At 72.1% G+C, this 21146-nt stretch carries 24 protein-coding genes and 3 pseudogenes; 24 read left to right on the top strand and 3 right to left on the bottom strand.

The features are described from left to right. Positions 1–181 precede the first annotated feature (181 nt). Genes ACWD6N_RS15790 through ACWD6N_RS15770 form a run of 5 tightly spaced genes read left to right on the top strand, consistent with a single transcriptional unit; the run spans position 182 to position 2254 of the window. Entirely contained in the window at positions 182–598 is a 417-nt protein-coding gene (locus ACWD6N_RS15790; protein WP_354966559.1) for a YbaB/EbfC family nucleoid-associated protein, read from the top strand. Positions 599–601: 3 nt separating this feature from the next. Further along, a complete protein-coding gene (locus ACWD6N_RS15785) occupies positions 602–922 on the top strand; it encodes a WXG100 family type VII secretion target (RefSeq protein WP_354966558.1) in 321 nt (106 codons plus the stop codon). Positions 923–931: 9 nt separating this feature from the next. Then, positions 932–1420 carry a WXG100-like domain-containing protein gene (locus tag ACWD6N_RS15780; RefSeq protein WP_387324672.1) on the top strand — a complete coding sequence of 163 codons (489 nt, stop codon included), beginning with the start codon at positions 932–934 and terminating at the stop codon, positions 1418–1420. Then, positions 1413–1901 carry a hypothetical protein gene (locus ACWD6N_RS15775; RefSeq protein ID WP_354966556.1) on the top strand — a complete coding sequence of 163 codons (489 nt, stop codon included), beginning with the start codon at positions 1413–1415 and terminating at the stop codon, positions 1899–1901. The genes ACWD6N_RS15780 and ACWD6N_RS15775 overlap by 8 nt, the downstream gene beginning before the upstream one ends. Next, a complete protein-coding gene (locus ACWD6N_RS15770) occupies positions 1898–2254 on the top strand; it encodes a hypothetical protein (protein WP_354966555.1) in 357 nt (118 codons plus the stop codon). Before ACWD6N_RS15775 ends, ACWD6N_RS15770 begins: the two co-directional genes overlap by 4 nt. Before the next feature lie 146 nt (positions 2255–2400). Here the strand turns inward: ACWD6N_RS15770 and ACWD6N_RS15765 are convergent, their stop codons facing one another. After that, a complete protein-coding gene (locus tag ACWD6N_RS15765; protein ID WP_354966554.1) occupies positions 2401–2958 on the bottom strand; it encodes a TetR/AcrR family transcriptional regulator in 558 nt (185 codons plus the stop codon). A gap of 116 nt (positions 2959–3074) precedes the next feature. On the opposite strand from ACWD6N_RS15765, the gene ACWD6N_RS15760 reads away from it, so the two are divergent. The 3 genes from ACWD6N_RS15760 to ACWD6N_RS15750 all read left to right on the top strand — a co-directional run bounded on the left by ACWD6N_RS15760 (position 3075) and on the right by ACWD6N_RS15750 (position 6944). Further along, positions 3075–4475 carry a carboxylesterase/lipase family protein gene (locus ACWD6N_RS15760; protein WP_354966553.1) on the top strand — a complete coding sequence of 467 codons (1401 nt, stop codon included), beginning with the start codon at positions 3075–3077 and terminating at the stop codon, positions 4473–4475. Positions 4476–4583: 108 nt separating this feature from the next. Further along, entirely contained in the window at positions 4584–5789 is a 1206-nt protein-coding gene (locus tag ACWD6N_RS15755) for a low temperature requirement protein A (protein ID WP_354966552.1), read from the top strand. Between the two features lie 111 nt (positions 5790–5900). Continuing rightward, positions 5901–6944, top strand: coding sequence for a P1 family peptidase (locus ACWD6N_RS15750; protein WP_354966551.1), 1044 nt, complete (start codon positions 5901–5903; stop codon positions 6942–6944). A gap of 50 nt (positions 6945–6994) precedes the next feature. Here ACWD6N_RS15750 and ACWD6N_RS15745 read toward each other — a convergent pair whose 3' ends face one another. Then, positions 6995–8155 carry a low temperature requirement protein A gene (locus ACWD6N_RS15745; RefSeq protein WP_354966550.1) on the bottom strand — a complete coding sequence of 387 codons (1161 nt, stop codon included), beginning with the start codon at positions 8153–8155 and terminating at the stop codon, positions 6995–6997. Between the two features lie 187 nt (positions 8156–8342). On the opposite strand from ACWD6N_RS15745, the gene ACWD6N_RS15740 reads away from it, so the two are divergent. From ACWD6N_RS15740 to ACWD6N_RS15725, 4 genes are all read left to right on the top strand, one after another. Further along, entirely contained in the window at positions 8343–8684 is a 342-nt protein-coding gene (locus ACWD6N_RS15740) for a hypothetical protein (RefSeq protein WP_387324679.1), read from the top strand. Positions 8685–8833: 149 nt separating this feature from the next. Next, the gene (locus ACWD6N_RS15735; RefSeq protein ID WP_354966548.1) at positions 8834–9067 is read left to right on the top strand and encodes a helix-turn-helix domain-containing protein; all 234 of its coding nucleotides are present in this window, start codon (positions 8834–8836) and stop codon (positions 9065–9067) included. 101 nt (positions 9068–9168) lie between these two features. Then, positions 9169–9633, top strand: coding sequence for a hypothetical protein (locus ACWD6N_RS15730; protein ID WP_354966547.1), 465 nt, complete (start codon positions 9169–9171; stop codon positions 9631–9633). Between the two features lie 140 nt (positions 9634–9773). Beyond that, a complete protein-coding gene (locus tag ACWD6N_RS15725) occupies positions 9774–10400 on the top strand; it encodes a phosphatase PAP2 family protein (protein ID WP_354966546.1) in 627 nt (208 codons plus the stop codon). A 206-nt stretch (positions 10401–10606) separates the two neighbouring features. Here the strand turns inward: ACWD6N_RS15725 and ACWD6N_RS15720 are convergent, their stop codons facing one another. Beyond that, a complete protein-coding gene (locus ACWD6N_RS15720; protein WP_354966545.1) occupies positions 10607–11326 on the bottom strand; it encodes an A24 family peptidase in 720 nt (239 codons plus the stop codon). A gap of 725 nt (positions 11327–12051) precedes the next feature. Here ACWD6N_RS15720 and ACWD6N_RS15715 point away from each other — a divergent pair. The 12 genes and pseudogenes from ACWD6N_RS15715 to ACWD6N_RS15660 form a co-directional block, all read left to right on the top strand. Next, positions 12052–12588, top strand: coding sequence for a hypothetical protein (locus ACWD6N_RS15715; protein ID WP_387325148.1), 537 nt, complete (start codon positions 12052–12054; stop codon positions 12586–12588). Then, positions 12582–13576 (top strand): annotated as a pseudogene (locus tag ACWD6N_RS15710) (hypothetical protein). The gene ACWD6N_RS15715 and the pseudogene ACWD6N_RS15710 overlap by 7 nt, the downstream one beginning before the upstream one ends. A gap of 37 nt (positions 13577–13613) precedes the next feature. Beyond that, positions 13614–14267, top strand: a complete 654-nt coding sequence (locus tag ACWD6N_RS15705; protein WP_354966543.1) for an SAF domain-containing protein — start codon at positions 13614–13616, stop codon at positions 14265–14267. A gap of 2 nt (positions 14268–14269) precedes the next feature. Next, positions 14270–15067 (top strand): annotated as a pseudogene (locus tag ACWD6N_RS15700) (ParA family protein); the annotation flags it as partial. Further along, complete coding sequence (locus tag ACWD6N_RS15695; RefSeq protein WP_354966542.1) at positions 15060–16604, top strand: CpaF family protein; 1545 nt, start codon at positions 15060–15062, stop codon at positions 16602–16604. The pseudogene ACWD6N_RS15700 and the gene ACWD6N_RS15695, both read left to right, overlap by 8 nt. A 4-nt stretch (positions 16605–16608) precedes the next feature. Beyond that, positions 16609–17511 carry a type II secretion system F family protein gene (locus ACWD6N_RS15690; RefSeq protein WP_354966541.1) on the top strand — a complete coding sequence of 301 codons (903 nt, stop codon included), beginning with the start codon at positions 16609–16611 and terminating at the stop codon, positions 17509–17511. Further along, entirely contained in the window at positions 17511–18368 is an 858-nt protein-coding gene (locus ACWD6N_RS15685; protein ID WP_387325150.1) for a type II secretion system F family protein, read from the top strand. Before ACWD6N_RS15690 ends, ACWD6N_RS15685 begins: the two co-directional genes overlap by 1 nt. Positions 18369–18392: 24 nt before the next feature. Next, on the top strand, positions 18393–18596 hold the full coding sequence (locus tag ACWD6N_RS15680; protein WP_354966540.1) for a hypothetical protein: 204 nt from the start codon (positions 18393–18395) through the stop codon (positions 18594–18596). A gap of 28 nt (positions 18597–18624) precedes the next feature. Next, positions 18625–19047 (top strand): TadE/TadG family type IV pilus assembly protein, encoded by a 423-nt coding sequence (locus tag ACWD6N_RS15675; RefSeq protein ID WP_354966539.1) that lies wholly within the window; start codon positions 18625–18627, stop codon positions 19045–19047. After that, positions 19044–19511: a TadE/TadG family type IV pilus assembly protein gene (locus ACWD6N_RS15670; RefSeq protein ID WP_354966538.1), complete on the top strand. Its 468-nt coding sequence runs from the start codon at positions 19044–19046 to the stop codon at positions 19509–19511. The genes ACWD6N_RS15675 and ACWD6N_RS15670 overlap by 4 nt, the downstream gene beginning before the upstream one ends. A 68-nt stretch (positions 19512–19579) precedes the next feature. After that, positions 19580–19966: a hypothetical protein gene (locus ACWD6N_RS15665; protein ID WP_354966580.1), complete on the top strand. Its 387-nt coding sequence runs from the start codon at positions 19580–19582 to the stop codon at positions 19964–19966. A 14-nt stretch (positions 19967–19980) separates the two neighbouring features. Next, positions 19981–20943 (top strand): annotated as a pseudogene (locus ACWD6N_RS15660) (LysM peptidoglycan-binding domain-containing protein); the annotation flags it as partial. Between the last annotated feature and the right edge of the window lie 203 nt (positions 20944–21146).

Here is a 21146-nt window from a genome sequence, read left to right as displayed (position 1 = left end):
CACCGGCACGCCTGGGTCTCGGAAGACGCCGCATGCGCTGCGGGCGTCCCGCGCGGCGGTGAACGATCGGGTACGGTCCGTTCCGAGCCGTTCACCAGTGGACAGTACGAGGGCCACGCGCACTGTCCACTGCGGCGGGTCGCTGCCGGGAAGCCGCCGGCCGGTCGGAGAGGAGCCCTTCATGACGGCCAGCGCAGACGAGTTCCGCCAGTCGATGGACGACGCTCTGCGTACCCTGCGCGAGTTGCGGGCCAGCCGCCCCGCGGAGGAGAGCGTCGAGACCCGCGGCGAGGCCAGTGCGGCAAACGGCCTGATCACCGTGGTGGCTGCTCCGGGCGGTCGGATCGAGTCGATCACCGTGTCGCCGCAGGTGCTGCGTGAGGGCGGCGACTACCTTGCCGAACAGTTGACGATCTCCGTCAACGCCGCCCTCGACGACCTGCGGGCCCGCACGGTCACCGACGCACCGGACGTGCCGGATCCGTCCGTGCTGCTCGAGCGCCTCGAAGGCGTCCAGCAGCAGTCGGTGCGCCAGATGCAGTCGTTCCTGAGCACGCTCACCGCCGCTCAGACCCGAATCGCGCGGTCAGGAGGCTGACCGATGTCCTTGGAGATCGATCCGGATCAGGTCCAGGCGGCCGGCACCCGGCTCGTCGACGTGGGTGAGCGCCTGGCGACGGCGATCGAGGGGCTCGACGCGCGGCTGAAGGGCTTGGGCGAGCCGTGGGGCGGAGACATGCTCGGCACCCTCGTCGCCGCTTCCTTTCCGGTCATCTCCGGCTATCTGCTGGAGTGCTGCGCCGCGATGGCCGACGAGTACCAGAGCAGCGGCGAGGATCTGATGGCCTTAGCGGACGACATGACAGCCGTCGAGGAGGAGCTGGTCGGCCGCTTCCGCGCGCTGGCCGGGGAGTTGGGCTGACCGTTGGGCATGACGATCCCGGGTGAACTCGCCTCGCTGCTCGCCATGATCGGGTACGACTGGCCGGAGGGCGACGAGGCGAAGCTCTTCGATCTCGGGCAGGTCTGGATGGACTTCGCCACCACCGTCGACGAGATGGGCCGGAAGGCCGATGAGCTGGCCGCAGAGGTGACCGGCGCCAATCGGGGGGAGGTCGTGGCCGCCTTCAACGCGTACTGGTCCGGCGGCGAGGGGCCGGGCGGCGTGCTGGCCGGAAACACCACCGCCACCACCGTGCTGGGCGCCGGCTACGTGGTGGTCGCCGCGGTCGTACTGGCGCTGAAAGTCCAGATCATCGTTCAGTTGATCATCCTCGCCGTCCAGATCGCCCAGGCGGTCGCCACGGCGGTGGCCACCTTCGGTGCGTCCCTGCTCGAGATCCCGATCTTCAAGATGATCACCAGCTTGATCGTCGACCAGCTCATCGACATGGCCCTGCAGGCGATCCTCGGTGGGTAAGCGCAACCGCAACCGACACCTGCGCGATGCGGCGGTGCCGCCCGAGGTGGAGTCGGCGTTGGTCAAGCCGGTCGCCCAACTTGCCAGGACCCCTCGGGTACGCCGCGAGTACCACGTCGGCGACGAGCAGCGACCCAAGCACCGGGACACTGACCGGAACCTGGCCATGGGCAGCGCGAGCCGCGCTCCGGCCAACGGCCAGACCGCGCTGGACCGCTCGGTGCAGATCAAGGAAACCAACGAGCGTCGCCGAATCGGCGTCGACCACGAGACCGGCGAGATCGTCATCCTGGACCGGCACCGCCGCATCGAGCCGAGCAATCCCGGCGAGGACGTCGTCGAGATCTACCACGGCCACGTCCGCGGCTGGGATGACCACAGCTCGGACGGCCTGAACGACGACATGCGCAACGCGCTCAAGCGGAGCGGGCTGGTAGACAAGAAGGGCCGGCCGACCGCGCCGCCGAAGGACGAGGAATGAGCACACAGCGCAGCTACTACGAGCCGGCACCGGCGACCCACGACGGCGCCACGGCCGCGCTCGCCGCGGGTGACATCGACGCTCTCACCGACTCGATGGTCGGGCTGGCCCTGCACGACGCGGACTGGCGCTGGTGCCAGGACTTCTACCTGCGGCTACTGGACCACCCGGAGGAGGACGTCCGGGCGACTGCGGCGATCTGCCTCGGTCATCTGGCCCGCATCCACCATCGGCTCGACACCGACCGGGTCATGCCAGCCCTGCGCGCCCGGCTGCGCGACCCGGCCATCGGCGGCACGGTGGAGGACGCCATCGCCGACATCGAGCAGTTCCTCGGCCTGCCGCCGGGATAGGCGACCCGTTCGTCAAGCCGCACACGTTCCGGTCAACGCGCGAGTTGAAGCCTTCTGACACAGGTGGCACCGAGCACCGTCTTGCCGCGCCTCGGGTCCGCCGTGGCTCTCGCTGGCCTGACCTGGCTTCTAGTCCACCTGGACGCTCAGAGCAGGAAGTCGTACAGGTCCCGGGGCACAGGGGTCGTCGCCTGCTTGGCCCAATCGGTGGGTAGCCCTCGCGCGTCAAGCGCCGCGATGTCGTTGAGCAGCATCCCGAAGGCAATGAACGTCTTGACGCGCAACGGGTCGAGGCCGCTGATGGCGGCGACGCGCGACCAGAGCCGGCCGAAGGCGTCGCGAACCGCGTCGCGTACGTCGGGATCCCCGCAGGCGGCGAATCCCTGCATCTGCAGCATGAGCCGCTGGCGGTCGACAAGCAGCTGCTTGTACTCCGCACCCATCAGCATGAGCGCATCGACACCGGTGGCGTCGCCCGCGGCGGCGACCATGCCGTCGGACATGGCGTCAAAGGCCGCGGTCACGACGTCGATGAACAGTGCGCGTTTCGTGCCGAAGAGCCGGAACACGTACGCCTCGCTGATTCCGATCTCGCTGGCGATCAGCTTGACCGATGTGCCGTGCAGGCCGGCGCCGGCGAACGCCGCGGCGGCCGCCTGCCGGATCTGCGTACGCCGCTCTTCAGCCGTGGCCCTTCCCGACATGGCACCCCCCACTTGTGAGTAGTAACTCACCATAGGTCGCCGGGTTCAGCTTGCTGTGAGTGGGTACTCACAATTACGTTGTGAGTGGTCACTCACAACGCGCCTGAGGAGGAACGATGGACGACAGCACGAGCGTCGTCGAGACCACGAAGGGTGCGGTACGGGGCCGGAGCACCGGCGGTGTCAGCGCCTTTCTGGGTATCCCCTACGCCGCGCCGCCGCTCGGACCGAACCGGCTCCGGGCGCCACAACCGGTACAGCCGTGGACCGGGGTCCGCGACGCGACCGCGTACGGCCCGACCGTGCCGAAAAGCGACTACCCCGCGCCCGTCGTCCCACTGCTTCCCGAAGTTACGATTCCGGGCGAGGACTGCCTCAACCTGAACGTCTGGACACCCGGCACATCGCCGTCCGACCGTCCCGTCTTCGTGTGGATCCACGGTGGGTCGTTCACCAGCGGCTCCGGGGCGAACGCCGAGTACGACGGGACCGCCTTCGCCCGCGACGGTGTGGTCTGCGTGACCATCAACTACCGGCTCGGCGCGGACGGCTTCCTCGAACTGCCCGACGCCGACACGAACCGCGGGCTACGCGACATGATCGCCGCCCTCGAGTGGGTACGCGACAACATCGCCGCGTTCGGCGGCGACCCCCGTCAGGTCACGCTCGCTGGCGAGTCGGCAGGCGCGATGGCCGTCGCGCCGCTGATGGCGGTGCCCGCCGCCCGCGGCCTGTTCGCCCGCGCTGTGCTGCAGAGCGGCGCAGCCTCGAACGTGCTGACCGTCGATCAAGCCGCCCTGGTGGCAGAACGGCTCACGGCGGGACTCCGCATCCCGGCGACAAGAGAGGCCGTCGCCGGTGTACCGATCGACCAGCTCATCGGCGCCGTCACGCAGCTGGGACTGCACGTACGGGCCCCCGGCACGGCTGCCGGATGGGGTGACATCGCGCGGCTGCTGCCCTTCGCCCCCGTGGTCGATGGCGACCTGCTCCCACACCCGCCGATGGAGGTCGCAACCACCCAGGTGCCGGCATTGATCGGCACCAACCGGGACGAGGGTCGGCTCTTCTTCGTCCCAGGTCGAGCCATCGACGTCATCGACGAAGCCATGCTCGCGGGATTCGCCGCGAACAACGGGATCACCGATCTCGCACCGTTCGTCGGCACGACGCCCGGCGAGACGTTGGTCAACGCCTACACCCACGCCCGTTTCGTACGGCCAGCGACCCAGCTGGTCAGGGCCAGGGGTGCGGTGCCGACATGGAGCTACCGATTCGACGGGCTCGACCTCGAGGACAACGACGGCCTCGGCTCCTGTCACACAGCGGAGGTGCCATTCGTCTTCGCCACCACCGGTCTACCGCAGATGCGACCGCGGATCGGCGCGCATCCGTCGGCTGCCGTGGCCGACACGATGCACTCCACCTGGGTCCGCTTCGCAACCACCGGCGACCCAGGCTGGGCACCCGGCACGACGGCGCACCTGGCGAGCCACCCTACGGGGAGTGTGGTCTAACGATATTCGGATCGGCGCCCTCGGACATAGGTTGATTTGCCGGGAGCTGTCCCGAACGTCCGCGCCAGGGCGGGCTCCGCCACGTGGTACGAATGCCTCAATAGGGGCATGAGCCACAGGACGGGCGAGCCGATGACGACGAGCAGGGCGGGCAAGCTGCTGCGGAAGCCCGAGGATCCGCAACGGGCGACGTTCCTGGAGCTGTTCTTCGACCTGGCGTTCGTCTACGTGCTCACCCAGCTCTCGCAGGTGCTCAGCCGGGACCTCACGTGGCGCGGCGCCTTCCACACGCTGGTGCTGCTGCTGGCGGTGTGGTGGGTCTGGTGCAGCACGGCGACGGTCCCGGACAGGTTCGACCCGCAGCGGCCGACGATCCAACTGCTGGTCATCGCGACCCTGGTCGGCAGCCTGGTGATGGCTGTCGCGCTGCCGGCGGTGTTCGGCGCGCAGGGCCTGGTCTTCGCGGGCGCGTACGTCGCCGTCCAGGTCGGTCGCAGCCTCGGCCTACTCATCGCCCTGCGGGGTCACGAGTTGCAGCGCGGTGCCCTACGGGTGCTCATCTGGTTCTGCGCATCCGCCGTGCCGTGGATCGCGGGGGCGCTGGTGCACGGCACGGCCCGCGAGGCACTGTGGACGCTGGCGGTGGCCATGGACTACCTGGCGGGGAAGCTCCGCTACCTCACCCCAGGTCTGGGCCGCTCACCGCCCGCGGAGTTGCCGAGCGCGGCCGAGCACCTGGCCGAACGCCACCGACAGTTCTTCATCATCGCGCTCGGTGAGTTGATCCTGGTCTCCGCTTCGACCCTCGGCGGCAGCGGCTTCGCGCCCGACCGGACCGCGGCGTTCGTGGTATCGATCGCCACCACGGTGCTGCTCTGGCGTATCTACATCTACCGGGCGGGCGAGCTGTCGGCCGCGGCCATCGCGGGCTCCGCCGATCCGGCCCGCCTCGGCCTGTCGGCGTTCTACGCCCACCTGGTCATGGTGGCCGGCGTCGTCGTCACCGCGGTCGGTGCCGAACTCGTCATCGCCCATCCAACCCGGCACGCCCAAACGGCCTGGATCGCGGTCATCCTCGGCGGACCCGCGCTGTTCCTGGCCGGGCGTGCCCGCTTCGAGTACGCGGTCTTCAGCCGGGTGTCCCGGGATCGACCGATCGGGCTGCTCGCGTTGGCCGCGCTGGCACCGGTGATGCTCCTCGTACCACCGCTCGTGGCCGCCCTAGCCGCCACCGCGGTCCTGGCCGGGGTCGCCGTCTCGGACGCCGCCGGCGCGCGAGGGCGTCCACCTGAGCCGCCGTCGCCACCCGGATAACCCGAAGCGCGCCCGGTTGGCCACCGTCGTGTGGATGCCACCACACCCGGCCGGAAAGATTCCGCGAGGATCCCCGCATCGCCGCAATGTGACAACGACGACAGGAGCTTCATGGACCAGTTGAGCCGCCGCGCCCGCGACCTCGGGATCGTCGTGGGGGCGCTGCCCACGGGGCGGGACAACGCGATCACCGACGTCGACGGAGTCCTGGTCGGGCACACCACCATCGACGACGGCGCCGACCTGCACACCGGCGTCACCGCCGTCGTACCGAGTCAGCTCGGCCCCGGACGATGGACCCTGCCGGCCGCCGTGTTCTCCGGCAACGGCCACGGGAAGCTGGTCGGCTCGACACAGGTGGACGAACTCGGCGTGCTGGAATCACCGATCGTCCTGACCGCCACGCTGTCCGTCTTCCGGGCCGCGGACGCGCTGCTGAGCCACCTGATGGACCGTCGCCCCGAGGGTCTGTCATTCAACCCCCTGGTTGGCGAGACCAACGACGGCCACCTCTCCGACATCCGCCGCCGCCCGATCAACGAGGGACACGTGCTCGCCGCCGTCGCGGGGGCGTCCGGCGGGCCACCGGTGGAGGGCTGCGTCGGGGCCGGCACCGGCACCACGGCGCTGGGCTTCAAGGGCGGCATCGGCACGTCGTCGAGGACGGTGCGGGTCGCCAACCGACCGGGGACGATCGGTGCGCTCGTCCAGTCCAACTTCGGCGGAGTGCTCACCGCCCTCGGCGTGCCGCTGCCGGTCGGTGAGCTGATCCCGGACGCCGACCGGGCCGAACCACCCGGCAACTCCTGCATGATCGTCGTCGCCACCGACGTACCCCTGGACGCCCGGCAGCTCGGACGACTAGCCCGGCGGGCGGTCTTCGCGATGGGCCGGGTCGGGGCGTCCTACAGCAACGGCAGCGGCGACTACGCGATCGCGTTCAGCACGGCGGAGCCGGACCAGCAGCCCATCCCCGACGGGGAGATCAACCCGGTCTTCGCGGCCGTCCTGGATTCTGTCGAGGAGGCGCTGCTCAACTCGCTCTTCACCGCCTTCACCACCACCGGTGTGGCCGGTCATACCAGTCGTGCCATTCCACACGGGGCGGTGGTCCGGCGATTGGCGGCGGCCGGCCGGCTGGCGACGCCAGCCTGATTCACGCGGTGGAGTTGACGCCGGCCGGACAGCGAGTGGGGTACCGATCGTCAACGGGCTCGGGTGCGAGCGGCGGTGACGATGCCCGCACGGTCCAGGACGGCCACCACGATCAGCACCCCGGTGGCGGTCGCGCTGGCCGCGACCAGCGGCAGTCGCAGGACGATCGCCGCGCCGGACAGGACGAACAGGCCGATCACCCGCGGCCAGGAGAGTCGCCGGTGGATCGCCAGGGAGAACAGGATCCGCCCGACGAGGAAGAGGGTGGGCCCGCTCAGGATGACCACGACGGCGGTCGTGTCACCGATCTCGGTGGGGTGGGCGATGCTCAGTTCGGCCCCGACGGCGGTGACCACTATGCCGGCGATCATCACCAGGTGCAGGTAGCTGGTGGCGACCCCTAGCCGGGACGGGTCGGCGTTCTCGATGGCCGGGCCCAGACGCTGGCCGGCCGGCGTCACGTAGAGCAGACCGATCAGCACAGCGGTGGTGAAGACCAGCAGGAACGCGGCTGTCTCCGGGAGGTTGAGGCGGGTGCGGGCGTACGTGAGGCCGGCGACCAGGACGAGTTCGCCTAGCGCGATGATCATGATCTGCTGGTACCGCTCGGCGAAGTGCTCACCGGCGAGGTGCAGCTCCTCCTGTCGGGCCCGACCCAGCCGGGGCGTGGGCCAGCCGAGTCGTGGGCCGATGAGGTCGATCGCGAGAGCGAGCACCCAGAGCGGCACCCGCCACTCCGGCAGGAACGCGCCGGCCAGCCACGGTACGGCGGAGACGCCGTACCAGCAGAGGATCCGCAGCGCCCGGCTCTGCCGCGGGTGACCGCGCAACATGAGGCCGGTGACCGTGCCCCGGGCAAGGTGAACCGCGACGTACGCGCCGGCGAAGAGCAGGCCTCGCCCGTCCAGCGCCTGCGGGATCGCCACCCCGGCCAGCAGGCTGCCCAGCGTGGCGCCGATCAGCAGCCCACGCAGCGCCTGAGTCTCCGGGTCGTACCAGTCGGCCAGCCAGGTGGTGGTCACCCAGATCCACCAGACCCCGGTCAGGAGCAGCGCGGTGCGCAGCGCGCCCACCAGGGTGAGGTCGGCGAGGAGGTGCTGGGCCAGTTGGCTGAGGGCGAGGACGAACGCCAGGTCGAAGAAGAGTTCCAGGAAGGAGGCGCTGAGCGGGACGTCCCTTCCTCGCAGCAGCCGTTCGGGCCTGCTCACCATCAGCGCTCCTCCCGGCGGCATGCCCTGCGTCCGTCGTACCACCCGGGACCGGCCGCCGCGGCGAAAGCCGGCAACGGGCGCGGTCGGGTGGGGAGGAAAGGTCGCCGGTTCGCCACCTGTCGCCCGATCCGGGCGGCTGGTCTGCTGGTGGTGCAGCTCAGGTCCACCAGAGAAAGCAGGGTTTTCCATGTCGACTCTCCGCCGTACCCTCGCCGTCACCGCGACGCTCGCCGCGGCCGCCGCCACCTCGGTGTTCACCGCGTCGCCGGCGATGGCCAGCACGCCAGCCAGCTGCTCCAGCGTCCGCCAGATCGGCACGACGCGGGTGCTGACAGTCGGCGGGATGGAGGCCGCCTCGGTCAAGCAGTACTACGGCTGCGGCTACAACTACGCCTACATCTACGTCTGGGAGCAGTACCGCAACACCCACTCCAACTGGGACCTGTACGTGCACGTGATCGACCACAGCGACAGCGGCTCCGACTACGGCGTGGGCGAGCTGAACAACACGACCCGCGCGGAGCTGTGAGGCGCGCCCGCGAACACGGCCGCCCACTGCACGCACGTCACCGGTTACCTGAACTCGACGGGCGGCTCGACCAGCAAGGTCTGCTGACGCCCCCAGACCATGCACGTCGAGCCGGCGTCCCCGCCGCCCGGACGCGCCGGGAGCAGGAGGTGCTGACCGTGCTCTGCCGCCCGTTCGTCGAGGGTGGGGTGCCATTCCCCGAGCCACCTCCGGTGCGGGCGATCGCGGCCACCCTGCACGTCACCGAGAGCGCCGTGAAGAAACACCTGTCGCGGCTGTACGACAAGTTCGACCTCACCACAAACGACGACCGCCGCCGCTCGCGGCTGGCCGGCGAGGCCGTCCGTCGGGGTGCGGCCGGTCCAGCACCGGCCGCACCCTGACCTTGCGGCAGGGGCTGGTCGCCCCGCCGTGTCGTTGATCCGGTTGTAGCCTGCCCCACCAGGGACGACGGTGGGAGCACCGACCGTCGAGGGGGACGCCGATGACCAGTCAGCGGGAGACCGTGCAGGTCGACCACGACCTGTTCCGCGCCGTGTACGACTCACCCGCGTCGCTGCCCGGCCGACACCGGTGGACCACCCCGGAATCGGACGTCCGGCGGCTGGAGAAGCTGCTCGGCATGCCGGCGCGCACCATCGGCGCCCCGCTCTGGGTCAGCGGCGACGAGCCGGACTGCCCGAAGTGCGGCCGGCGGATCACCTGGTACGACATCGTCTCGTCGGCGCTCTCCGGCCTGCACGACAAGAACATGATCGCCACCGTCATCCTCGGCGAACGCAAGTACGTCAACACCGAGATCCCGGACGCCATCCCCGGAGTGCGCTGCGCCGACTGCCACACGACCATCGACGGCCTGCGCAGCTTCAAGTGCCACAACTGGGCGTACGCCTTCGAGGCGCTGGAGGCCGTCCGCGAACGGATGGCCGGCGGCCTCGGGCCGACCTGAGGCCACCAAGCAGAGCGGCTGTGCGGTCGCTGGACGAAGGTCGGTAAGCCGTCCCGACCTTCGACTCCTGCGCGGCCGCCTGCTGCGTTCCTACCCTTTCTCCCAGATGAACGGGGTATGAACATCTGGTGAGGTGATGCATGGTCGACACCGGCAACATGGACGTTCCGGAGATCAGCGCCGAGTGGTACCGCGACGTGATCGGCGTCGCCGCCGACAGCCCGCCCCCGGTGCAGTGGTTCGTCGGGCACGCCACCGAGGGGATGATCCTGCTGCTCGGCGCGCTGCTGCTGGTTGCCGCGCTGAGCCGCCTGTCCGGCGGCCCGCACGACCGGGCACTCGCCCTGGTCGCGCCGGTGCCGACCCTCCTGGCGTACGCCGGCAGCGAATGGCTCAAGACCGTGGTGGACGAGGAGCGACCGTGCCGGACGGTGGGCCGGGCCATCATCGCCGGCAGCTGCCCACCACCGGGCGACTGGTCGTTTCCCAGCAATCACGCAACCCTGGCCGGCGCGCTGGCGATCACCACGCTGTTGCTCTCCCGCCGACTCGGACTGGTCGCGCTGCCGCTGGCCGCGCTGGCGGCGATCTCGCGGGTCTTCGTGGGCGTGCACTATCCGCACGACGTGATCGCTGGGCTGCTCCTCGGCGCCCTGGTCGCCGCGCTGGCCACCCCGGTGCTGGCCCGCCCGACCACCGAAGCGCTACGCCGCCGCGCCGACGCCCGTCGCCCGGTCCCCGACCTGGCGGGCCGGCCCCGCCCCTGATCCCGCCCGCCCCGCGTCGCCCGGGCGCTACGCCCCGCGCACGCCCTCCCGAGCGTGACGACGTCCCACCCGACGGCATCTGGCCGCCGAAGATCGTGCTCGATCCTGGTTGTAGTGGTCTCAGGCGCGGCAGAGGCAACTACATCGTGAATCGAGCACGATCTTGAGCGGCGGGCGGCGGGCGGCGGGCGTCCCACGGGCGGCAGTCAGGTGGCTAGCAGGAGGGTGCCGAGGGTGCCGAGCAGGAGGAACGGGCCGAACGGAAGGTGGGTGGACCAGCGGGCCCGGCGGGCGGCCAACAGGCCCAGGCTGACCAGCGCGGACAGCCCGAACGCGAGAAGCAGCCCGAGCAGCAGGAACGGCCAGCCGTACCAGCCGAGCAGCGCGCCCACGCTGAGCGCCAGCTTGGCGTCGCCCAGCCCGAAGCCGCGGCGGCCGAGCAGCAGCGTGCTGCCGGCGAAGAGCACCGCCAGCCCCGCGCCCGCGGCGACGGCTCGCAGCCAGGGCCCCGGCTCGGGGTCGCCGAGCGCGGCCGCGCCGAGCAGCAGCCACGTCCCGGCCGCCGCCGGCAGGGTGAGCCGGTCCGGCAGGCGGTGCACGGCCAGGTCGACGAAGACCGCCGGGACCGTCCAGCCGAGCCACCAGGCCAGCGCCGGCAACGCCCCACCTGGCGGACCGGCCAGCGCCAGCAGCAGCACCACGGCGAGCCCGGCGATCGCGGCCAGCTCGACGGTTCCCGGCGGCGGGCCGACCCGGGCGCGGCAGCGACCGCACCGGCCGGCCGGGCCGAGCGCGGGCCAGGGCCGGGTCAGCCCGACCGGCGCCCCGCACGCGTCGCAGCCGGTCCGGCTGGCGGTGCCCGACGGTACGGCGTGACGCAGGACGGCCAACCGCAGGAGCGGGCTGACCGCCACGGTCGCCAGCACGGCGGGGAGCCAGGCGCTCGTGGCACCGGACGGCGGGGGTGCGGGGTGCCGATCGGGTGGATTCTCCTGACCCGGTACGGCCGCCGGAGGGCCGGTCAGCGGCATGTCGACGCCCGCACGGCCCGTGCGTCGAGCGCGAAGGCGAACACGGATCGTGACTGAACGATCGCTTGGGTGTAGCGGATGGCGCAGAAAGGGACGTGGGCAGCCGGTCGTCCGACGGCCTCCCGGGCCGGGCCCGGGCCAGCCATCCCGCCGGCCGGTGCGGCTCCTCGATCGGACGCCGGCTCCGCCCGGATGCCGGGATGACGCCGCGATGTCCCACTCTCGGGACCGGCGGAGCGGTCCCTGCCGACCCGTTCGGCCCGGAGTGGGCAGGCCGTGGCCCGCCCGTCGGTCGGCCGATGCTCGGAGCGCGGCACAGACACCCCTCACCACCACCTGTCATCACGCAGAGTGTTCACTTGAATTGCCTCTGTTGCATCGGCGAGCGTCAGCCTATGCTCGCCCCTTGGGTGTGACGCAAGCCTCACTGCAACAACCGACCGACACAGGACCATCCATTTGTAAAAGATCCGTAACGGTGAATGCAGAAGCGCAATGAACGGCTCCGGATGTGCTGATCCGGGCGCGCTTCCGCATGCCCGGCGGCGGTGATCCGTCGCCGCACCGGGCGACCACGAGGAGGCTCGACGGTGCGCGGACGACAGCTCAGGCGAGCAGCAATCTGCCTGCTAGCGGTCGTGGCGGCGGTGTCAGTCACCGCCTGCGGCAGCGGACGGGAGGCCGTCGAACGGCCGGCGCCGGCCCGGAGCGACGGACAACAAGCGGACCGGGAGGTCGAAAGGCGGGCTGCGGAAAAGGCGGCGCTCGACGCGTACTCCGGTTATCTCGCCGCCTCGCGTACGGCGAGTCGACGCAGTGATCCGCGCGCGCCGGAACTGTCCCGGTATCTCGCCGATCCACTGCTCACTCGGGTGCGAGTGTCCATTCGCGAGGCAAAGGAGCACGGCGCGATGCGTACCGGGGCGGTGAAGTCCGACCCGACCGTGACCTCGATCAGCCTGGACTCGGCCCCGGCCACGGTGGAGATCCAGGACTGCCTGGACGCGAGCGGTTACCGGCTGGTCTACGCCAAGGACAAGCGGGTGGTCCCGGGCAGTGGCGGCGGCAGGCACCTGGCCACCGCCACCGCGACCCGCTATCCCGACGGCCGCTGGCTGATCAACTCCAGTGCCGCGCACCGGGACCAGCCGTGCTGACCTGGGGAGGAAGGGGCGCCCCGGCCCGTACCGCCCGGGCCGGGACGCCCCGCCGGGCACTCACCGGGATCGGCCTCGCGCTGCTGCTGGTGGTCGGTGCAACCGTGCCGGCCGGCGCCGCCCGGCGCGCCGACCCCGGGGCGGAGTGCCCGCTCGACCAGCCGGACTGCAGCGTCTGGGACGACGAGCCCGGCACGCCGGGCGGTCCCGGCGGCGGCGGCGACAACGGCGGCGGGGACTCCGGCGGCGGGGACTCCGGCGGCGGGGACTCCGGCGGCGGAGGTGGTGGCGGCGTCTGCCAGTGGGGCGGGCGGACCATCCCCTGCTACGACGACCTGCTCGGCCGGTTCAACAACGGCGACGGGTGCTACTACAAGCTGACCGAGGGGGACGTCGAGCCGCCCGAGGGCCAGCAGTGGTATCTGCAGACCTGCAACGGCGGCGACCTGGGTGCCCAGGACATGGTGCTGCTGGATGGGCCACCGCCCGGCTACGGCGCACCGCCCGACCCGGAGGAGCTGGCCCGCCGCGCCCTGGCGTCGATCAAACTGTTGCCGGCGCGGCTCAGGGTGGCACCCCGCAAGAGCGTCGGCCCCGGACTGGTCGGCCTGCCGGTCTGGATGTGGGCGACACCGAGCGCCAATTACTTCGGCCCGCTGCACGCCTCCGCGTCCGACCGTGGGCTGACCGTCTCCATCGAGGCGAAGGTCGACCGGATCGTCTGGGACATGGGCAACGGCGACAAGGTCACCTGCCCGGGCGCCGGCACCCCGTACGACGCGAAGGGCAAACACGCCGGCCAGCCGTCCCCGGACTGCGGCTACGACAGCGGCTACCCGAAGGCCGGCACCTACCGGGTCGGCGCCACCACGTACTGGACGGTGCGGTGGTGGACCAACGGCGGCGTCCAGGGCGAACCGATTCCGCAGACCGGACCAGCGGCACCGTGCCGATCCAGATCAACGAACTCCAGGTGGTGACGCGATGAGCGGGCGGAACGAGTGGCTTTCGACGGAGCTGGTCCGGTGAGCCTCGCGACACGCAACGGAACCCCGGTGGACGCGCCGGTCAGCCCGCCCAAGGTGGTCCGGCAGCGCCGGATCCGCCCGGGGCTGCTGGGTCTGGCTGTACTCCTGATCGCGCTGGGCGGGCTGGGCGCGGCGTTCGCGGTCACCTCGGTCCGGGCTACCGGCAGCTACCTCGCGGTGGCCCGGCCGGTGGAGGTGGGGCGGGAGATCAGCGCCGCCGACCTGATCGCCGTGCAGGTCGCCGGCGGTCAGGGACTGCGTCCCGTGCCCGCCGGGCGGCTGGACGAGGTGGTCGGCAAGCGCGCCGCCGTGGCGCTGGTCCCGGGCACCCTGCTCACGCTGGGGCAGGTCACCGACGACGCGCTGCTAGGCCCCGGCCAGCAGCAGATCGCGCTCGGCCTCAAGACCGCGCAGGTGCCAGCGCGTGAACTGCACCCCGGCGACAAGGTCCTGCTGGTCAGCACCCCGGACGACAACGCCACCGGAGCGGCTGCCGCGGGCACCCGCTTCTCCGCCACCGTGATCGACATGGTGAGCCCGGCCAACGACGACAAGGTGCTGTACCTGACGCTCACCATCCGGGACGTGCCCGCGGTGGTGGCGCTGGCCGCGCAGGAGCGGATCGCCGTCGTGCTGACCGAGGCGGCCTGAACATGGCGATCATCGCGCTGGTGTCCGCGAAGGGTTCGCCCGGCGTGACCACCTCGGCGCTGGCCTGCGCGCTGGCCTGGCACCGACGACTGGTGCTCGCGGAGTGCGACCCGGCCGGCGGGTCGATCCTCGCCGGCTACCTGGGTGGTCAGCTGGACGGGCCGCGCGGCATCGGCGAGCTGGCCGTCGGGGAGCTGCGCGACGGCAGCCTGGAGACCGCCTTCTGGTCCCAGCTGGTCGACCTCGACGCGCCCCGGCGGGAACGGCTGCTGCTGCCCGGGCTGGTCGACCCGACGCAGGCCGGCAGCGTCACCCCGCTCTGGCAGCGCTTCGCCGACTACTTCAACGCCCTGGACCGCGGCACCCCCGGCTACGACGTGCTGGTCGACTGCGGCCGGCTGCACGTCAACGGCCCGCCGTGGCCGGTGCTGCGGGCCGCCTCGGTGGTGCTGCTGGTGACCCGGGCCGAGCTGCCGGATCTCTCCGGCACCCGGGCGGTGGTCACCGCGATCGAACGGGACTTCGCCGAGCACCGGGTGCCGCCGGGCACCCTGCGGCTGCTGCTGGTCGGTGGTGGGCAAGGTCGGGCCGAGATCAGCCGCGCGCTGAAACTGCCGGTGATCGCCCGGCTGCCGCACGATTCGCGTACCGCCGGGGTGCTCAGCCTGGGCGGGACGGTACGCGCCGGACGGCCGCTGCTGCGCGCGGCGGCCGCGCTGGAGGTGCCGGTCGGCGCGCTGCTGGAACGGCGGCGCGCCCGGCTGGCCTGGCCGGTGCAGCAGGGAGTGCCGGATGCGGTTGGAACCGGTCTCCGCCGACCCGCGCCAACAGCCGCCCGGCGTCACCTCCACGACGCCGCCGCTGGCCGCGCCGAACGGCCGGCACCATTCGGTGCCACTGCCGGCGCCGCCTCCGGCACCCGCGGCCAGCCCGCCGCCGGAGCCGCCACCCCGCCCCCGGATGGACTTCCAGGTGGTCCGGGAGCTGCGCCGGGAACTGACCGAGCGGCTCACCCTGTGGCAGCGCGGCCGTGAGTTCACCGTCGACGAGGAGGACACCGAGCGGGCCCGGCTGGCCGTCACGGTGGTCGCCGAGTACGCGGACGCGGTCCGCCGGGCCGGCACGCCGATGGCCGCCGGTGAGGAACGCCTGCTGCTCGACCAGGTGACCGCCGAGCTGGTCGGGTTGGGTCGGCTGCAGACCCTGCTGGTCGACGACACCATCGAGGAGGTGCACATCCTCGGCTGCGACCAGGTACGCATCACCCGGCACGGCGGCGGGGTCGACTGGGCGGAGCCGATCGCCGACAGCGACGCGGAACTGGTGGAGATCCTCCAGGCGGCGGCACGCCGTGCGGGCGCGACCGAGCGGTCACTGTCCACCGTGAAGCCCACCCTCGACCTGCAACTGCCCGACGGCAGCCGGCTGGCCGCGGTGTTCCTGGTCAGCCACCGCCCGTACGCGGTGATTCGCAAACACAACACCCTGGACGTGAGCCTGGACGACGTGGCCGGCGCCCGGGGTGACCTGGACGAGATGATCGACCCACTGCTGCGCGACTTCCTCCGCGCGGCGATGCGCGCCGGGCTGAACATCATGGTCGCCGGGCTGGCCGGCGCCGGGAAGACCACGATCATCCGGGCGCTGATGAACGAGATCCCGCCCGACGAGCCGTACGTGCTGCTGGAGGAGAGCCGGGAGCTGCTGCCGGCCCGCCGCCGGGAGCGGCACCGGGCGGTGATGAGTTTCGAGGCCCGCGAGGGGCACGGCGAACGTGGCTTCGACGGCCGGCCGGCCGGCGAGGTGACGATCGCCGACCTGATCCCGCTCTCGCTCCGGATGGGCGTACTGCGGATCATCGTGGGTGAGGTGCGGTCCCGGGAGATCGTGCCGATGCTCCAGGCGATGACCACCAGCCGGGGCTCGATGTGCACCATCCACGCCCGCACGTCCGCCGGCGTCGGTGAACGGATCGTCGAGCTGGCGCTGGCACACGGCCGCGAGATGACCGTCGACCAGGCCCGCCGGATGGCCGGCAACGCCCTGGACCTGATCGTCTACGTCACCGTCGAGGACGAGACCGCGATTGGCGGCCGTAAGCACCGGTTCGTCTCGCACGTGGAGGAGGTGATCGGGGCTGGCGAAGCCGGGCGCATCACCACCACCACGGTCTTCGGGCCCGGCCCCGACGGCCGCGCGGTCCCCCGGCACCTGCCGGAACGGGTCCGTGAGCAACTGCTGCGGGTGGGCTACGACGCCCGGCTGCTGACCCGGTGGATCGAGGCTGGCACCGGTGCCTGGCGCCGCCCCCGGCAGACCCGACTGGCCCGGCGGTGATCCGGTGCGGGACAACCTGGAACTGATCGCGGTGGTCTCCGGCGCCGCCTGTGTCGCCGGTCTGCTGCTGGCCGTGGTCGCGCTGATCGGCACCCGGCGGCCCGCCGGCCCAGGCCCGGGCGCCGGACCGGGTCTGAGCCGGCTCTGGCGCGGCTCCGGCGCCACCCCCGGCGAGCGACGGGCCTACCAGGCTCTGCTGATCACCGCGTTGGTCGCCGGCGCGCTGGCCTTTCTGCTGACCGGGCTGCCGGTGGTGGGTCTGCTGGTGGCGGTGGCGGTGCCCGGCACCCCGTGGCTGTTCGCGGTGGGCAAGGCCGAGCAACGGGCAATCGCCCGGATCGAGGCGGTCGGCGAGTGGACCCGCCGACTCAAGGACGTCTCCGGCACCGGGCAGGGCCTCCAGCAGTCGATCATCGGCACGATCGGCAGCGTGCCACCCGGCATCGAGGACGAGGTCCGGCTGCTCGCCGCCCGGTTGCAGGCCGGCTGGATGGCCCGCTCCGCGCTGCTGGCGTTCGCCGACGACATCGGTGACCCGGTCTGCGACCAGGTGGTGGCGGCGCTGATCCTGCACCTCACCGACCGGGGCGAGCGGCTCGGTGACGTACTCGGCTCGATCGCCGGCGCGGCGGCGGCGGAGGTCGCCACCCGCCGGGAGATCGAGGCCAAGCGCACCCAGCCCCGGTTCGCGGTCCGCTTCCTCACCGGCATGACCCTCGCCACCCTGGCGTACGGGCTGATCAACACCGAGTACATCGAGCCGTACGGCACACCGGTGGGTCAACTCGTGATGGCCGCCCTCGGTGCCGCCTTCATCGGCCTGCTGGCCTGGGTGCGGTCGATGAGCCAGCCGCAGCGGCCGGCCCGGTTCCTGCCGTCGCCGGACCCGCAGGAGGTGATCGCGTGATCGTGAACTGGCACCTGGCCATCGCGGTGTGCGGTGGAGCTGCCGTGGGGCTGGGTCTGTTCCTGGTGGTCCGCGAGCTGGTGCCGGCGACCCCGGCGCTCGGACCGGCACTGCGCCGGTTGCACCAGCCGGCCGGCACCGGCCGGGTCGCCGCTCCCGCGTCCCGGCAACTGGACTGGTTGACCGGGCTGGCCCGCTGGCTGCGGCCGCCGCACCGGCAGCTCGCCCTGATCGGCCAGACCTCCGAGCAGTACGCGCTGTCGGCGCTGATCGGGCTGGCCGTGCCGACCCTGCTCGGGGTGGCGCTGTTCGTGCTGGGTATCTCGCTACCGCTGGTCGTACCGGTGCTCGGCAGCCTCGGCATGGCGCTGATCGCCGGGCTGCTGGCGCACCGGTCGGTGCTCGCCAAGGCGGACGCCGCCCGGGACGAGTTCCGCCAGGCCGTCTGCACGTACCTGGATCTGGTGGCGTTGCAGCTCTCCGCCGCGCACGGGCCCGTGCAGTCGCTGGAGCGGGCCGCGGCCGTGTGCGACGGCTGGGTCTTCGACCGGATCCAGGAGTCGCTGCGGATCGCCCAGATGCAGATGCACGCGCCCTGGGACGAGCTGCGCGACCTCGCCGACAAGATCGGCATTCCGGAACTGGGCGACGTCGGCGCGATCATGCGCTCCTCCGGGAGTGAGGGAGCGCAGGTGCACGAGACCCTGCGCAGCCGGGCCGACTCGCTACGCGACCAGATCCGCACCGACAACCTCGCCCGCGCCGAGGGGGTGACCAGCAAGCTCGACATTCCGGGCGCACTGCTCGTCTTCGTGCTGCTCGGCTTCGTCGTCTACCCGTTCATCGCCCGCGTCTGACCCCACCCCGAGAAGGAGTACGCCATGTCCATCATCAGCTACCTGCACGTCGTGATGACGACGCGTCTGGCCGAGCTGCGCCGCGACGGCGAGCGCGGCGACAGCCCGGTGCCGACCGCGGTGATCATCTTCGGTCTGGTCTTCGTGGCGACCATCGTCACCGGCCTGGCCCTGGGCAAGGCCAACGACTGGATGAAGGCCATCCCGAACCACACGAACCCGAAGTAGCCGGCGTGCGCCGAGTCGCGTTCCCGAGGTGGCGCCGGGTGATGGCCGACGCCCGGCGCGCCACCTCGCGGCCGGCGACCGGGAGCGGGGAGCCAACCCGGTGGAGCTGGCGGTGGTGATGCCGCTGATCCTGGTGCTGCTCTTCGCGTCGCTCCAGGTCGCGGCCGTCTTCCTGGCCCGCTCCACGGCGTTGAACGCCGCGCAGAGCGGGGTCAACGCCCAGCGGCTGTACGACGCTCCGGACGACGCCGGGGTCGCCAGCGCCACCCGCTTCCTGAACGCCACCGGCGGCTGGCTGGTGGGCTGGGCAAAGACCGGCCCAAGCTGCGTGACCACCGACACCGAGGTGACCTGCACGGTGCGCGGCCGGTCCCTGTCGGTGGTGCCCGGCGTGGACTTCGCGGTGCGGCAGACCGCGCACGGGACAGTGGAACGGGTGACCACGCCATGAGCCGCGGCGTCGAGCGGGGCTCGGTCTCCATCGAGGTGGCGGTGCTCGCACCCGCGTTCATCGCGCTGATGGTGCTGGCCGGCGTGGCCGGGCGTAGCGCGGTGGCGGCGGAGGCGATCGACGCCGCCGCGCACGACGCGGCCCGCGCCGCCTCGATCTCCCGGAATGCCGACACCGCGCGGACCGCGGCGCGGGAGGCCGCCCGCAAACAGCTGGACTGGCACGGGCTGGCCTGCAGCAACGACCTCGACCCGACGTTCACCGGTTCGGTCGCCGGCAGGTCCACCAGCTTCGACGCCGCCTTCAGCAGCCCGCTCGGTGCAGACGCCACGGTGACGGTGGAGATCAGTTGCCTGGTGTCGTTCAAGGACATCTCGCTGAGCGTCGTGCCCGGTATGCCGACCGACAACCGGATCACCGCGGACTTCACCTCTCCGCTGGACCGCTACCGGAGCCGGCAGTGACCGCGTTCGCTCCCCGGCCTCCGCACACCGGTGAGCACGGCCGGGTCAGCATCTTCCTGGCGGTGGCGATGACCGGCGTACTGGCCATCGTGGGCCTCTCCTTCGACGGCGCCGGGCAGCTGCGCACCCTGCAACGTTCCGACAAACTGGCCGCCGAGGCGGCCCGGGCCGGTGGGCAGGCCATCGACCGGGCCACCGCGATCGAGGGCGGGCCGACGCGGCTCAACCGGCCGCAGGCCCGCGTCGCGGTCGCCAACTACCTGGCCGCCGCCGGCACCACCGGCCACACCGTGAGCTTCCCGGAAGTCGCCGGGGAGACCCTCGTCCGGGTTCGCGTCACGATCACCTACCGCCGTTCGATGCTCGGGCTGTTCGGCTTCGCCCGCACGGTCAGGGTCACCGGCGAGGCGACCGCGCGAGCCATCACCCGCGAGCCATCACCGCAGGAACCGTAGGAAGGAAGGCAGCCATGCCCGCATCGGGTGGGTCCGTCGTACGGCGGACCGGACGGATCCTCACCGGCTTTGGCGCGCTGATCGTGCTCTGTACGCTGCTGGCCGGCGCGCCGGTCGCGCTGCTCGCCTTCGCGGGCAACCCTCTGCCCGACCACCTGCCGAGCCTCGCCGAGGTGGGCACCGCGCTGACCAGCAGGGATGACGGCCAGCTCTTTCTGCGGGCGTTGGCGCTGGCCGGCTGGTTCGGCTGGGCCACGTTCGCATTCTCGGTCCTCGTCGAGCTGGTTGCACAAAGCGTGCGTCGGCCGGCGCCGAAGCTGCCCGGGATGAGCCGGCAGCAGAAGGCCGCCGCCGCCCTGGTCGGCTCGGTGGCGCTGATCCTCGCGGCCAGCCCGGCCGCCGCCAGCGCCGCCGCCGTCTACGCCGGCACGCCGTACGCCCACCCGGACTCGCCGGCCGTCGCCACCCTGGCCGGTCCGGCGTCGGCGTCGGCGTCGGCCGCGAGTGACGAGGCGTCTCCGGTGTACCGCGTGGCCCGGGGCGACTACCTCGGCGAGGTGGCCGAGCGTTACCTGGACGAGTTCGCCGACTACCGACGGCTGGCCGAGCTGAACCGGCTCGACGACCCGGACCGGATCCGTCCCGGCCAGTTGCTCCGATTGCCCGCCGAGGCCACCGACCAGGGTGCCCGCTCGCACGCCACCGGCCGGCTGGTCGCCCGGCCAGCGCCCAAGCCGCCAGCGCCCCGCCCGGCACCCGAGCGGGCCGCACCGGAGCGGGTGGCACCCACACCGCCCGGTGGTACGGAGTCCGCCGGTCAGCCTCCCGCGATGACCGTCGGCGCCGCCCGGCCCGGCGCTACCGACCCGGTCAACCGGCCGCTGGCGGTCTCCGCTGTGCTGGCCGTGGCGAGCATCGTCGGCGCCCAGATCGGCGCGGTGCTCGGGCTGCGCCGCCGTCCGGCCACCGCCGGTGCGGCCCCTCGGCTGGCCGCATCCACCCGCACGCCCCGGGGCGCCGCGGGCCGGAGCATCGGCAGCACAGCTGGGACCACGACCCGGGCCGCCCGCATCACCGCCGGACCGAGCGGCGGAATGGCACCGACCGGCGCGCCCGGGCGGGCCGGCGACGAGGGTTGGGGCGGCTACGACGAACACGGTGGCCTGCTGGCCGGCGGGCC

This window comes from Micromonospora sp. NPDC005163 (genome assembly GCF_053599835.1).
This window is presented reverse-complemented; position numbering and strand designations above follow the sequence as displayed.